Source organism: Streptomyces sp. NPDC002004 (assembly GCF_053593975.1).
Map to the genome: position 1 here is coordinate 301,210 of NZ_JBSFDP010000003.1, position 12,591 is coordinate 313,800.

Consider the following 12,591-nt stretch of genomic DNA (forward strand, 5'->3'; position numbering starts at 1 on the left):
GACATGGCATCAAAGCGCCAAGGCCGGCTACTTCATGACCGTCACCAGCATCGCCTGCGCCCTCATCCGCTACCGCAGACTCGCCACGACAGACGGCGGTTCAGTTCTCGCTCGGTGTCAACGCCACCGTTCTCCCGGCGGCACGTATCCCTTGTGGAAGGGGTGGTCCTCGTACCGCTGCCCCCTCCCGCAGATGGCGGGTGGGTTCGACCAGGCGCCGGGATGGTGCGGTTGGGGTTGCGGCCGCCGACGTGGTTGAAGACAAGCAGCACGGGCGGGTGCGGGACGTCGCCGGGCCGATCTTCCCGCCGAGCAACTCCTCGTCGCGCGCTCCATGGCCGACGTGCCCCTCGATCAAGCATCCACAGTTCAGTGGCTCGACAGCGAAGGTGTGTAACTTCAGAGCCTCGCGCAACGTGACACCATCCCGCGGAAGACCCCTAGCCCCTCCGGGACGGCCCCAGGGCCGGCGGCCGCTCGTCCTCGCCCGAGAGGCCGTCGCCGTCCTTCCAGCCGGGGTCGTAGGCGCAGGGGCCGGAGGCGCCGCCGGTGAAGTACCCGCGGTCCGCGTACCAGGTGAAGGACATGCGCTCCTCGCCGTCGTTCCGCTGGACGAAGAGCTCCCACATGTCGCCCGACACCGCCTCGCGGTAGGAGGTCACCGTCCAGCCGGTGTCCTCCAGGTGCTTGTGCAGCCGGCGCAGGGCGGGCACGGCCTGCTTGGCGGTCACATGGTCGAGCGCCCAGCTGTGGTTCATGCTGTAGGCGCCGTCGACGGTCTTGTCGTCCAGCCCCAGCGGGCCCCCCGAGTAGCAGTACGACGAGTCGAGGGTGTTCTCCGGGCTGACGCCGACCTTCTCCACACCGGGTTCGACGGTGCGCCGGAACCCGAGCACGTCGTACGCCTCCTGGGAGCGCTGGAAGACACGCGCCGCCGTCTCCTCGGGCGCGGCGCGGGGGTAGTCCGTCGAGCCCGACGCATTCCACATCAGCCGGCCGACGAACGCGATCACGACGAGCAGCGGCAGGCCGACGAGCACGGCGAAGCCACACCCGAGGGTGCGGAGGAATTCGGAGCCTGCGTCCGGCTCGGTCGTGGTGTTCTCGGTCATGCGAGGACCGTAGATCGGGCAGGTCGCGCCGCGTATCGGTGCGGCTGCGCAGCAAGGAGTGGGTATCCGTACTCATTTGATCCGCGCTCGTATGCTCGGGGGATGACGACTTCCGCAACCGGACCGACGGGACACGCCGGGGCGACCGGGCCCACCGAGAACGCCATGCGTCGAGCGCTGAGGCGGGCGCGCGACGGCGTCGCGCTCGACGTCGCCGAGGCGGCGGTGCTGCTCCAGGCCCGCGGCGCGGACCTGGACGACCTCGCCGCGTCCGCGGCCCGGGTGCGGGACGCGGGGCTCGCCGCCGCGGGACGGCCCGGTGTCATCACGTACTCGAAGAGCGTGTTCATCCCGCTGACCCGGCTGTGCCGGGACAAGTGCCACTACTGCACCTTCGTGACGGTTCCGGGCAAACTGCGCCGTGCCGGGCACGGGATGTTCATGTCCCCGGACGAGGTCCTGGACGTGGCCCGCCGCGGCGCCGAACTCGGCTGCAAGGAAGCGCTGATCACGCTCGGCGACAAGCCGGAGGACCGCTGGCCGGAGGCCCGCGAGTGGCTGGACGCGCACGGGTACGACGACACCATCGCCTATGTACGGGCGATGGCGATCCGCATCCTGGAGGAGACGGGGCTGCTCCCGCACCTCAACCCGGGCGTCATGACCTGGACCGACTTCCAGCGGCTCAAGCCCGTAGCGCCCTCCATGGGCATGATGCTGGAGACCACCGCGACCCGGCTGTGGTCGGAGCCGGGCGGTCCGCACCACGGCTCCCCGGACAAGGAGCCCGCCGTGCGGCTGCGGGTCCTGGAGGACGCCGGGCGTTCCTCCGTCCCCTTCACCAGCGGTCTGCTGATCGGGATCGGTGAGACGTACGAGGAGCGGGCCGACTCGCTGTTCGCACTGCGCCGTGTCGCCCGCTCCTACCACGGCATCCAGGAGCTGATCATCCAGAACTTCCGCGCCAAGCCGGACACGGCGATGCGCGGCATGCCGGACGCCGAGCTGGACGACCTGGTCGCCACGGTCGCCGTCGCCCGGCACATCATGGGCCCGAGCGCCTGCCTCCAGGCGCCGCCGAACCTCGTCGACGGCGAGTACGAGCGGCTGATCGGCGCCGGCATCGACGACTGGGGCGGGGTGTCCCCGCTGACCGTCGACCATGTGAACCCCGAGCGGCCGTGGCCGCAGATCGACGCGCTCGCCGCGCGTTCGGCCGCCGCCGGTTTCGAGCTGCGCGAACGCCTCTGCGTCTACCCCGAGTTCGTGCAGCGCGGCGAGCCCTGGCTGGACCCGCGGCTGCTGCCGCACGTGACCGCGCTCGCCGACCCGGCCACCGGGCTCGCCCGCCCGGACGCCGATGTCGTCGGCCGCCCCTGGCAGGAGCCCGAGGAGGGGTTCACGCCGGGCGGCCGCACCGATCTGCACCGCACCATCGACACCGAGGGCCGCACCGCCGACCGCCGCGACGACTTCGACGTCGTCTACGGCGACTGGGAGGCCCTGCGCGAGCAGGCCGCGCCCGGGATGGTGCCCGAGCGCATCGACGGCGACGTGCGCGCCGCGCTGAGGCAGGCCGCCGACGACCCGACGGGGCTCACCGACGACGAGGCACTGGCGCTGCTGCACGCGGACGGCCCGGCGCTGGACGCACTGTGCCGGATCGCGGACGACCTGCGCCGCGCCACGGTCGGCGACGACGTGACCTACATCGTCACGCGGAACATCAACTTCACGAACGTCTGCTACACCGGCTGCCGCTTCTGCGCGTTCGCACAGCGGCGCACCGACGCCGACGCCTACACACTGTCCCTGGAGCAGGTCGCCGACCGGGCCCGGCAGGCGTGGGACGTGGGCGCGGTCGAGGTCTGCATGCAGGGCGGCATCCATCCGGACCTGCCGGGCACCGCCTACTTCGACATCGCCCGCGCCGTGAAGGAACGCGTCCCCGGCATGCATGTGCACGCCTTCTCGCCGATGGAGGTCGTCAACGGTGCGACCCGCACCGGCATGTCGATACGGGAGTGGCTGGCGGCCGCGAAGGAGGCCGGGCTCGACACCATCCCGGGCACGGCCGCCGAGATCCTCGACGACGAGGTCCGCTGGGTCCTCACCAAGGGCAAGCTGCCCGCCTCGACCTGGATCGAGGTCGTCGAGACCGCCCATGAGCTGGGCATCCGTTCGTCCTCGACCATGATGTACGGGCACGTGGACCAGCCGCGCCACTGGCTCGGCCACTTCCGCACCCTGGCCCGCATCCAGCGCAGTGCCCTCGCGAAGGGCGTGGAGGGCTTCACCGAGTTCGTGACCCTCCCCTTCATCCACACCAACGCGCCCGTCTATCTCGCGGGCATCGCCCGCCCCGGCCCGACCGCCCGCGACAACCGCGCGGTCACCGCGATGGCCCGTCTCCTTCTCCACCCGCTCATCCCCAATATCCAGACGAGCTGGGTGAAACTCGGCACCGAGGGGGCCGCCGAGATGCTCCGTTCCGGCGCGAACGACCTGGGCGGCACGCTCATGGAGGAGACCATCTCCCGCATGGCGGGCTCGTCCTACGGCTCCTACCGCTCGATCCAGGACCTGATCGCCATCGCGGACGCCGCCGGCCGCCCCGCCCGCCCCCGTACGACGGTCTACGGCGAGGTCCCCGAGGAGCGGCAGCGGTCCGCGGCGGCGTCGGACGGGCACCTGCCGGAGCTGCTGCCGTTGATCGACTGATATGCCGATACGATGCTCGGAATTCTCAGAATTCCGAGCATCGAGTCGAGGAGACCCCCGCGTGTCTGCCCGTCGGCTGCCCACCTGGGCCCCGGTCACCGCTCTGACAGTGGCGGCCCTCGCCGCTGTCACCGTCCTGGCCGTGCAGGCGAAGGGCGCAGCCCCGGAGGACCTCAAGGCGCAGGGACCGCGGCCGTCCGCGTCCGCCTCCGCGCACGGCGGCTCGACGCCGGGCACCCACCAGTCCTCGCGCCCGAAGCCGTCGCAGGCGCCGGTGCCGCCGCACTCCGGTGACGGCAGGCGCGTCGTCTACTCGCTCGGCGAGCACCGGGTGTGGCTGGTGAACGCCGACAACAGTCTGTCCCGCAGCTTCACCGTCTGGCCGGGCACCGTCAGCCCGGCCGCGGGCAGCTACAAGGTCACCTACCGCCGCCCCGCCGTCGAGGGCTCCGACGGCGTCCAGATCGAGAACGTCATCTACTTCACCGCCGTCGACGGCCTCAACGTCGCCTTCTCCAATGCCCAGGACGGCTCGTCCCCGAAGCCGGCGCCGGGCGCCAAGACCGGCGGCATCCGCCTGCACAAGGAGGACGGCGCCGCCCTGTGGAAGTTCGGCGACGAGCAGACGGTCGTCAGGGTCGTTCCCTGAGCGGAGACAGGAACGCGGCCCAGGCCGCGGGCGTCACCGTGAAGGTCGGTCCGGCGGGGTTCTTGGAGTCGCGGACGTGGATGGCGGCGGGGTGGGGGGACACCTCTACGCAGTCGCCGCCCTCGCTGCCGCTGTAGCTGGACTTCCGCCATTCGTGGGCGACTTCGAGGCAATTGCCGCCCTGCTCGGTGCTGTAGCTGGACTTGCGCCAGTTGTAAGCGACTTCGATGCAGTCGCCGCCCTGCTCGGTGCTGTAACTCGACTTGAACCACTGCAGTGCGGTGCTCATTGCTCTCCTAGCAACCGGTCCAACAGGTCCTTGGTCTCCCGGTGGTTGAGGGCCTGTGTCCGCAGCATCGCATACTTGCGCTCCAGGATGGACACCTCGTCGGGCTCGGCGATCAGCCAGCCCTTTCGCTGTCCCTCGACGTAGGCGACCCGCTGGTGGTCAGGGGTCTCGATGAGGATGAACGGGCCCGAGAGCCCGGCATGGAAGTCGCGTCCTACCGGCATGACCTGGAGGGTGATACCAGGCAGGTCGGCCCAGTCCCGTAAGTGGCGCAACTGACCGAAGTGCACCTCGTCGCCACCCAGGCGGTCCATGAGGGTCACCTCGGAGATGATGAAGCTGGCGGTCGGACGCTCCTTGCGCTGCAAGATCTCCTGGCGCTGCAAGCGGGCTGCGACGCGTTGAGCGATTTCATCCTCGGTGAGAGCGGGTACCTCGTTGCGGAACACGGCGTGGGCGTACGCATCCGTCTGGAGCAGTCCAGGGAGCGCCTGATTCTGGTACGAGGACAACGCCAAAGCCTCCCGCTCCAGGTCGATGAACTCCTCCGCCCACCGTGGGAACAGGTCCACCTCCGGCATGTTCGCCAGCGCCGCCGTCAACACCCCCCTCCCGTCCAGCACCTGATCCAGCAGCGCCGCGAAGTCCTCCTTCAACGGCCGTCTGCCCTGCTCGATCGAGGCGATCGTCTCCTCGCTCGCGACGACGAGTTCGCCGAGGGACCGCTGGGTGTGTCCGGACGCCCTCCGCAGGGCGGCGACCTGCGCACCCACCATCTTCAACGCCGAAGCGTTCTTCGTGCGAGGCAGCTTCTTGGGGTTCATGAGGTCCAACTCCCCAGCTCGGACCGTACGTTCACCGCACCGAACCCGTACAGAAATGCCGTACGGGCTCACACACTGCCCCATCATGGCCACGGAGCGTCACCCTCGTCGCATGAACGACGAAACACCACCGGGACGGGAGCGCTTCTACCGGCGGGAACGCCGGTCCGTCCCCGCCGCGCGGGAGTTCACGCGTGCCGCGCTCGTGGACTGGGCCGTACCCGAGCCGGCCCGGCACGACATCCTGCTGTGCGTCAGTGAGCTCACCACGAACGCCCTGCTGCACGGCGCCCCGCCAGGACGCGGCTTCCAGTTACGGCTGCTCCCGTACCGCGACGCGCTGCGGGTCGAGGTCCACGACAGCGGTGACGGCGAGCCCCATGTCGTACCGGACGAATCGCGGGACCGGGAGGGGCGTGAGGGCGAGTCGGGCCGCGGTCTGCTGCTGGTGTCGGCGCTCGCCGGCAAGTGGGGCGTCGCGGACCGTTCGCCCGGCAAGATCGTCTGGTGCGAGTTCGGATGGTCCCCGGAATGGGCGCGAGTGGTTGCAAAAGTGATCTGAAGGGCGGCGGGTCACAAAACTGTGCACGCCTCTGGAGACGTGTTCGCGTTCGATTACAGTGCTGCCGGATCGGCCGTAACCGGAACACGTGCAGGGAGGAGGTCCGGTGAGTGCAGCAGCCACCGCTGTCTGGGGCCGCACGGAGCAGCAGGACTTCCGCAGCCGGGTCCGCGGAACCCTCCTGGGGTCGGCGCTCGGGGACGCGCTGGGCGCGCCGGTGGGCGGGCTGTCGCTGGACGCGATCCGCGCCGAGCACGGAGCCGAAGGGCTGACCAGGTTCGCGCCCGCATACGGTCGGCGCGGCGCCGTGACCGCCGCCACGCAGCTCTCCCTCTTCACGGTCGACGGGCTGATACGGGCGCAGGTGCGCCGTGACACCGGCGCCTGGCACCCTCCGACCGATCTGCACCGCGCCTACCGGCGGTGGATGGCCACCCAGAACGACTGGGGGCCCGACGAGCGGCGCAGGGACGACGGCTGGCTGGCCCGCGAGGAGTGGCTGTACGCCCGTCGCAGCCCCGACCGGGCGAGCCTCGTCGGGTTCGGGGACGACGTCATGGGCACCCTGAACATTCCGAAGAATCCGGATGAAAGGGGCATCGGGGCCACCCTGCGGTCCGCCGGGTTCGGGCTGCTCGTCGGCTGGGAGCCGCAGCTCGTGATGCAGCTCGCCGTGGAGTGCGCGGTGCAGACGCACGGGCACCCCACGGCCTACCTGGCCGCGGCCGCGTACGCCCTGATCGTGCACGGGCTCGCCCGGGGAGACGGGCTGGACGGAGCCGTCCAGCGCACCCTCGGACTGCTCGGGACGCGGCCGGGGCACGGGCCGGTGACCGATGCCCTCCAGCACGCGCTGGGCGCGGTGCGGCAGGGGATGCCCGCGCCGGCGCGGGTGGAGGCGCTGGCCGAGGACGGGGCCGCGGAAGGCGTGCTCGCCGCGGCCGTCTACTGCGCCCTCGTCGGTGAGGACGTCCGTCACGGGCTGTGCCTGGCGGTCAACCACGGCGGGGATTCGGTGGCCGTCGGGGCGCTGGCCGGAGGGCTGCTCGGGGCGATGCACGGCGAGACCGCGCTGACGCCCGGGTGGGTCGCCGAGGTGGAGGGGCGGGCCACGATCCTGGAGCTGGCCGACGACTTCGCGATGGAGATGACGCAGGGGGCCGCGCTGCACGGGCCTGCGCTCTCCGTGTCGGGGTGGCTCGCGCGTTATCCCCGGGGCTGAGCCCTTCTGCGGCACCGGGAGGCAGGACTCCCACAGCGGTGCCGCGGCGTCATGACTGCGCCGCATAGAGATCCGCAAGTGCCGCAACGCTCCGGGCGACCGCTGCGCGCAGCGCGGGCGGCCCCAGGACCTCCGCGTCGGCGCCGAGTCTGAGCAGGTCGCCCACCGCGACGGCCTCGGTCTCCACCGGCAGCTCCACCCGCACCCAGCCCTCGTCGTCCGGCGCCCCCGCACCCTTCAGGGCGCGGCTGCCCGCCGCGCCGAACATCATGGGCAGCAACCGCTGTGCCCGGGGCGAGATCCGCAGGCGGGCGGTCTCCGGGTGCAGCGCCGCCTCCAGACGGCGGGACGACTCCTCCCAGTGGGCAGCCAGATCGAACCCGACCGGGCGCTCGAAGACCTCGTCCGTGGTGTGCACGGCCAGGAACCTCGCCACGCGGTAGGTGCGTACGTCGTCGTCGGCGAGCGCCACCAGGTACCAGATGCCGCCCTTGAGGACGAGGCCGAGCGGGCGGAGTTCCCGGTGCACCTCGCCGCGCCACCGCCGGTAGTGCGCCCGCAGCACCCGCTGCTCCCACACCGCGTGGGCCACCGTGGCCAGATGGGCGACGGGATCGGCGTCCCGGAACCAGGCGGGAGCATCGAGGTGGAAGCGCTCCTGGACCCGGCGGGTCCGGTCCGCGAGGCCGGCCGGGAGCGCGGCCTGCACCTTCAGCTGGGCGGTCGCCAGGACCGCACCGAAGCCCAGGTCCCGCGCCGGGCCGGGCGCGCCGGCGAGGAAGAGCGCACCCGCCTCGGCGTCGGAGAGGCCGGTCAGCCGCGTGCGGTACCCGTCCATCAGGCGGTAGCCGCCGAGGGGGCCGCGCTCGGTACGGACCGGGACGCCCGACGCGACGAGCGCCTCGACGTCGCGGTAGACGGTGCGGAGCGACACCTCCAGCTCCGCCGCGAGTTCGGCGGCGGTCATACGGCCGCGGTTCTGGAGCAGCAGGAGCAGGGACAGGAGCCGGTCGGCGCGCATGGAGCGATTGTCCCGCGTACCTGACAGAAGGTGTCAGGTACGGCCGCCAGGCTGGGCGCGCACCGTGCGGCACCGGCCGTGCGGCCCGATCGAGAGGACCCCCATGCCCGTGAGGACCACCGGCCGGATCAGCTACGCCAACTGGGAGGAGAGCGTCATCGGTTCGGACGGGGTACGCCCGAAGCTCGCCCGCGCCTCCGTCACCAACACCTTCTCCGGAGGCATCGAGGCCGCCGCCACGACCTGCGAGTACACCATCGTCTACGGCACCGAGAAGACCGGCGCCTTCGCCGGCATGGAGCGGCTGGCCGGCACGCTGGACGGACGGGACGGCTCCTTCGTCGTGGAGGAGCGCGGCACCTTCGAGGAGGACGGCTCCGTGCAGTGCTCCTTCGAGGTCGTGCCGGGAACGGCCACCGGAGAACTCACCGGGCTGCGCGGCACCGGCATCTTCACCTACCGCCCCGGCGAGTCGCCCTTCCCCTACACCTTCGACTACGACCTGGAGTGACCGCGGCTACCGCATCAGTTCGCCCGCGTTCACCAGCAGGGACTGGCCGGTGATCGCCCGCGCCCGGTCGGACGCCAGGAACACCGCCGCGTCCGCCACGTCCCCGTCGGTGGCGAGCTCGGGCAGCGCCATGCGCGAGGTCAGCCGCTCCAGCACCTCGGCCTCCGGCACGCCCTCGGTGTGGGCGGTGAACTGCACGTACGCCTCGACCGGCGGCCCCCACATCCAGCCCGGCAGCACCGTGTTGACCCGGATGCGGTGGGGGCCGACCTCGTGGGCGAGCGAGTACATGGCGGAGGTGAGCGCGCCCTTCGACGCCGCGTACGCCGCCTGCCGGACCTGGGAGGGCGCGGCCACCGACGACTGCGTACCGATGATGACGACCGAGCCGCCGCGCTCCTTCAGGGCGGGCAGGCAGGCGCGGGTCATCCGGAGCGTGCCCAGCAGGTTGACGTCGACGACCTGCTGCCAGGTGCCGAAGTCCGCATCCTCGACGCCGCCGAAGTAGCTGTCCCAGGCGGCGACGTGGACGACCGCGTCGATCCGGCCGAAGCGCTCGGCTGCCAGTGCCGCCAGTGCCTCGCACTGCGTCTCGTCGGTAATGTCCGTCGTGCGGTACGCGGTGCGGGTGCCCTTCGGGTCGATCTCGGCCGCCGACTTGGCGAGGTTCGCCTCCGTGCGTGCGCCGAGCACCGCGTTGCCGCCGTCGCGTACGACCGCGGCGGCGACCTGATGGCCGAGCCCGGCGCCCACACCGGACACGATGACGGTCTTCCCGTTCAGCAGCATTCGGTCCCCTCCCGGCACTGGCGCATTGTCTGACGGGGCGTCAGAGTAAGGGCGTCCGGTGGAGGACGGAAGGCTCGTGCAGCGCCCCGGGGGAGCCCGCGGAGCGCTCAGGTCCTGCATGTGCTCGTGCCCGTGATCGTGTGCGTGACGGTGCGCGTGCCCGTGCCGGCGGGAGGAAGGGGAGTCGTGATGGGTCAGGAGGACACACGGCCCGAGGTCTACGCGGAGTTGGCCGCCGTCGGCCCCTACGGGGTGCGCCCGGGGCATGCCCTGATCACCATGGTCGAGCCGCATCCGGGCCATGAGTACGCGTACAACCGCTGGTACGAGGACGACCACTACTACGCGGGCGCGATGGCCATGCCGTGGATGTACGCGGGCCGGCGCTGGGTCGCCACCCGGGACCTCCAGCTGCTGCGCTACCCCGAGAAGTCGGCAGTCGCCCAGCCCGTGACCGCCGGGTGCTACCTCTCCACGTACTGGATCACCGAGGGCCGCTACGACGAGCACATGAAGTGGACCGTGGCGATCAACAAGCGCCTCAACCGTGACGCCCGCGTCCACCAGGAGCGCACCCATGTCTTCACGGCCTTCCAGGACCACGAGGCGACCGTCTACCGCGACGGGGCGGCGGGCCCGCGCGACGTGCACGCCCTCGACCATCCCTACGCCGGCCTGGTCGTCGAGGTGATCGACACCGACGGGCCCGAGCAGCGGGCGCAGCTGCTGGAGTGGCTGCGTGCCAGGGAGCTCCCCCGGCGGCTGGCGGGGTCGCCCGCCGCGATGGTCACGATGTTCCGGCCGACCCCGCTGCCCGGCGACCGGATGACCTACGTCAAGCAGGTCGAGGGGGTCGACACCCGGCTGACCCTGCTGTGGTTCCTGGAGCGCGACCCGCGCGAGTGCTGGGAGCACTTCACGGGGCTGCACGCGGGGGAGTCGGGGCGGGTGGAACTGGTCGCGCCGTTCATCCCCACGGTGCCGGGCACGGACCGGTACGTGGACCAGCTGCGCTGAGCCCGGAAGCGGCCGGGGCCGGAAGCGATGCCGGTGACCGGAAGCGGCCGGGGCCGGGGCCGGAAGCAGTGTCGGCCCTGAACAGCCGGGCCCGGGGAAGACCGGGCCCGGGCAGCGTCGGGCCCTGGGGAAAGCCGGGCCCGGAAAAAAGCCGAGCCCCCTCGGCCGGGACGGCGGGCCAGTCGAGAGGGCTCAATCCGTGGTGCTGGTGCGTGCAGGGGCGTCCTGTGGTCGCCTCTGCCTCAGTGCTGCCTGAAGCGCGCGACGAACGCGGTCCAGGAGTCCGGCGTGAAGGCGATGGACGGGCCCTCGGGGGCCTTGGAGTCACGCACGGCGATCGCGTGCAGAACGGGGGACTTGACCTCGACGCACGCACCGTTGCCCGTGGAGTACGACGACTTCGTCCACGAGTCGGTGGCGCCCTGGTGAATTGCCATGACTGTTCCGGCCTAACTGTTGTCGAGCTGATGTCGAGTGCTGCCTGATGGCGTGATCGACGCTACTCGTCCGCCTCGAGGCGCGAAGCGGCCATTCACTCAACCGGATGGCATATTCCATGGGGGTCTTCCGCCCCGATGTGGCGAAGGTGTACCGTGCGGCGCCTTCCCGCTGGGAGCGTTCCCATGACTCCAGGGTGCATTTAATCAGCCGATCCCACCCAGTCCTTCGAAGTCGTCGCCGCGCTCGCCGTGGCCGTACTCCCTCGCATACTCCTTGGCGATCTTGGCGATGAATTGCCGCGACTGGTCCACGTTCAGCGCCTGCGCCCGCAAATGCTCGTACATGACGCTGTATTTCTGGACGTCGTTCGCCTTCTCCAGATAAAGGTCGCTCGTGACGCCCTCGATGTAGACCACGCTGGAATCGGCGGCGTCCGGGAACTCCAGAATCGCGTACTGGCCGTTCAGCCCCGGATGGGCGCCCATGTGGAACGGAATGACCTGGACCGTCACATGCGGCAGCAGCGACTGCTCGACCAGGTGCTCCAACTGCTCGCGCATCAGCGTCCGGTTGCCCACGACGCGGCGCAGCGCCGCCTCGTCCAGCACCGTCCACAGGCGCAGCGGATTCTCCTCGGCCCTGATCCGCTCCTGGCGGCGCATCCGCACCTGGACCCGCTTCTCCACGTCGCTCTGCGCGGTTTCCGGAAGCGCGCCCGCGATCAGCGCCTCGGCATAGGGCCGCGTCTGCAGCAGGCCCGGAACGACCTGGGGGTCGTAGACGCGCAGGGACGCGGCATCCGTCTCCAGGCCGATGTAGACGCTGTACGGAATGTCGCCGAAGGAATGCCACCAGCCCTGCTGGCGGGAATCCTTGGCCATCTGCATCAGCGATTCGACGATCCGGTGGTCCTCGACCTCGTACACCCCGCACAGGTCGCGCACATCGCGCTGGCTGATGCTGCGGCGGCCGTTCTCCAGCCGGCTGATCTTCGACTGGGAGACGAGCAGCCGTTCCGCCACCTCCTCCGCCGTCATGCCCTTGAGCTCACGGAGCCGGCGCAGCTCCTGGCCCAATCGGCGTCGCCTCACCGTGGGATTGACATTGGACGCCACGGAACGTGCACCTCCGGCTCACTGCTGCTGCTCGCCGTCGACCGCCGGCATTCCGCCCGCCGTCCACAACGTGCCCGCAACTATGCGTATCTGCTGTTCAGCAGATTGCCACCAAAGGGCTTTCTACCGCTGGAAAACAACGGATATGCGGCTGATGGCTCGGCAGTTCCGTTGGATACCACGTCTTCGGTGTCATCGGCGGCACCGACAGCGCCGACAGCACCGACGGCGGCGCCGGCGCCCGCGGCGTTCGCGAACCGGCGTGGCGGAACGCGGCCGCGCGGGGCGGCGGCCCGGAGCCGTCGTCCCGACGGTCCC

Annotated in this window: 13 protein-coding genes; 6 read left to right on the forward strand and 7 right to left on the reverse strand. The window is 70.9% G+C overall.

The features are described from left to right. Positions 1-440: 440 nt before the first annotated feature. Positions 441-1,112 carry a hypothetical protein gene (locus ACWCP6_RS07300; protein ID WP_450931378.1) on the reverse strand — a complete coding sequence of 224 codons (672 nt, stop codon included), beginning with the start codon at positions 1,110-1,112 and terminating at the stop codon, positions 441-443. Positions 1,113-1,214: 102 nt separating this feature from the next. On the opposite strand from ACWCP6_RS07300, the gene ACWCP6_RS07305 reads away from it, so the two are divergent. Then, entirely contained in the window at positions 1,215-3,833 is a 2,619-nt protein-coding gene (locus tag ACWCP6_RS07305) for a bifunctional FO biosynthesis protein CofGH (protein WP_450931379.1), read from the forward strand. Positions 3,834-3,894: 61 nt separating this feature from the next. Continuing rightward, positions 3,895-4,482, forward strand: coding sequence for a hypothetical protein (locus ACWCP6_RS07310; RefSeq protein WP_450931380.1), 588 nt, complete (start codon positions 3,895-3,897; stop codon positions 4,480-4,482). Here the strand turns inward: ACWCP6_RS07310 and ACWCP6_RS07315 are convergent. Together ACWCP6_RS07315 and ACWCP6_RS07320 are read right to left on the reverse strand one after the other, a co-directional pair. Beyond that, positions 4,466-4,771, reverse strand: coding sequence for a DUF397 domain-containing protein (locus ACWCP6_RS07315; RefSeq protein WP_450931381.1), 306 nt, complete (start codon positions 4,769-4,771; stop codon positions 4,466-4,468). The genes ACWCP6_RS07310 and ACWCP6_RS07315 overlap by 17 nt on opposite strands. Further along, the gene (locus ACWCP6_RS07320) at positions 4,768-5,595 is read right to left on the reverse strand and encodes a helix-turn-helix domain-containing protein (RefSeq protein ID WP_450931382.1); all 828 of its coding nucleotides are present in this window, start codon (positions 5,593-5,595) and stop codon (positions 4,768-4,770) included. The genes ACWCP6_RS07315 and ACWCP6_RS07320 overlap by 4 nt, the downstream gene beginning before the upstream one ends. A 112-nt stretch (positions 5,596-5,707) precedes the next feature. On the opposite strand from ACWCP6_RS07320, the gene ACWCP6_RS07325 reads away from it, so the two are divergent. Both ACWCP6_RS07325 and ACWCP6_RS07330 read left to right on the forward strand, forming a co-directional pair. Next, positions 5,708-6,157, forward strand: a complete 450-nt coding sequence (locus ACWCP6_RS07325) for an ATP-binding protein (RefSeq protein WP_450931383.1) — start codon at positions 5,708-5,710, stop codon at positions 6,155-6,157. 106 nt (positions 6,158-6,263) lie between these two features. Continuing rightward, positions 6,264-7,379, forward strand: a complete 1,116-nt coding sequence (locus ACWCP6_RS07330; protein WP_450931384.1) for an ADP-ribosylglycohydrolase family protein — start codon at positions 6,264-6,266, stop codon at positions 7,377-7,379. A gap of 49 nt (positions 7,380-7,428) precedes the next feature. Here the strand turns inward: ACWCP6_RS07330 and ACWCP6_RS07335 are convergent, their stop codons facing one another. Further along, positions 7,429-8,400, reverse strand: a complete 972-nt coding sequence (locus ACWCP6_RS07335) for a helix-turn-helix transcriptional regulator (RefSeq protein WP_450931385.1) — start codon at positions 8,398-8,400, stop codon at positions 7,429-7,431. Positions 8,401-8,503: 103 nt separating this feature from the next. On the opposite strand from ACWCP6_RS07335, the gene ACWCP6_RS07340 reads away from it, so the two are divergent. Next, complete coding sequence (locus tag ACWCP6_RS07340; RefSeq protein ID WP_450931386.1) at positions 8,504-8,911, forward strand: DUF3224 domain-containing protein; 408 nt, start codon at positions 8,504-8,506, stop codon at positions 8,909-8,911. Positions 8,912-8,917: 6 nt separating this feature from the next. On the opposite strand, the gene ACWCP6_RS07345 is transcribed toward ACWCP6_RS07340, so the two are convergent. Then, positions 8,918-9,700 (reverse strand): SDR family oxidoreductase, encoded by a 783-nt coding sequence (locus tag ACWCP6_RS07345; RefSeq protein ID WP_450931387.1) that lies wholly within the window; start codon positions 9,698-9,700, stop codon positions 8,918-8,920. A gap of 189 nt (positions 9,701-9,889) precedes the next feature. Here ACWCP6_RS07345 and ACWCP6_RS07350 point away from each other — a divergent pair, with 189 nt between their 5' ends. Then, the gene (locus ACWCP6_RS07350) at positions 9,890-10,717 is read left to right on the forward strand and encodes a hypothetical protein (protein ID WP_450931388.1); all 828 of its coding nucleotides are present in this window, start codon (positions 9,890-9,892) and stop codon (positions 10,715-10,717) included. Between the two features lie 242 nt (positions 10,718-10,959). Here ACWCP6_RS07350 and ACWCP6_RS07355 read toward each other — a convergent pair whose 3' ends face one another. After that, positions 10,960-11,154: a DUF397 domain-containing protein gene (locus tag ACWCP6_RS07355; RefSeq protein WP_450931389.1), complete on the reverse strand. Its 195-nt coding sequence runs from the start codon at positions 11,152-11,154 to the stop codon at positions 10,960-10,962. Between the two features lie 207 nt (positions 11,155-11,361). Further along, entirely contained in the window at positions 11,362-12,273 is a 912-nt protein-coding gene (locus ACWCP6_RS07360) for a helix-turn-helix domain-containing protein (RefSeq protein WP_450931390.1), read from the reverse strand. Between the last annotated feature and the right edge of the window lie 318 nt (positions 12,274-12,591).

What these genes read in the sequence shown, in the direction of transcription:
- ACWCP6_RS07305 (WP_450931379.1), top strand. Translation starts at nt 1,215, where the DNA reads ATGACGACTTCCGCAACCGGACCGACGGGACACGCCGGGGCGACCGGG.
- ACWCP6_RS07320 (WP_450931382.1), bottom strand. Translation starts at nt 5,595, where the DNA reads ATGAACCCCAAGAAGCTGCCTCGCACGAAGAACGCTTCGGCGTTGAAG.
- ACWCP6_RS07325 (WP_450931383.1), top strand. Translation starts at nt 5,708, where the DNA reads ATGAACGACGAAACACCACCGGGACGGGAGCGCTTCTACCGGCGGGAA.
- ACWCP6_RS07315 (WP_450931381.1), bottom strand. Translation starts at nt 4,771, where the DNA reads ATGAGCACCGCACTGCAGTGGTTCAAGTCGAGTTACAGCACCGAGCAG.
- ACWCP6_RS07355 (WP_450931389.1), bottom strand. Translation starts at nt 11,154, where the DNA reads ATGGCAATTCACCAGGGCGCCACCGACTCGTGGACGAAGTCGTCGTAC.
- ACWCP6_RS07350 (WP_450931388.1), top strand. Translation starts at nt 9,890, where the DNA reads ATGGGTCAGGAGGACACACGGCCCGAGGTCTACGCGGAGTTGGCCGCC.
- ACWCP6_RS07345 (WP_450931387.1), bottom strand. Translation starts at nt 9,700, where the DNA reads ATGCTGCTGAACGGGAAGACCGTCATCGTGTCCGGTGTGGGCGCCGGG.
- ACWCP6_RS07340 (WP_450931386.1), top strand. Translation starts at nt 8,504, where the DNA reads ATGCCCGTGAGGACCACCGGCCGGATCAGCTACGCCAACTGGGAGGAG.
- ACWCP6_RS07335 (WP_450931385.1), bottom strand. Translation starts at nt 8,400, where the DNA reads ATGCGCGCCGACCGGCTCCTGTCCCTGCTCCTGCTGCTCCAGAACCGC.
- ACWCP6_RS07300 (WP_450931378.1), bottom strand. Translation starts at nt 1,112, where the DNA reads ATGACCGAGAACACCACGACCGAGCCGGACGCAGGCTCCGAATTCCTC.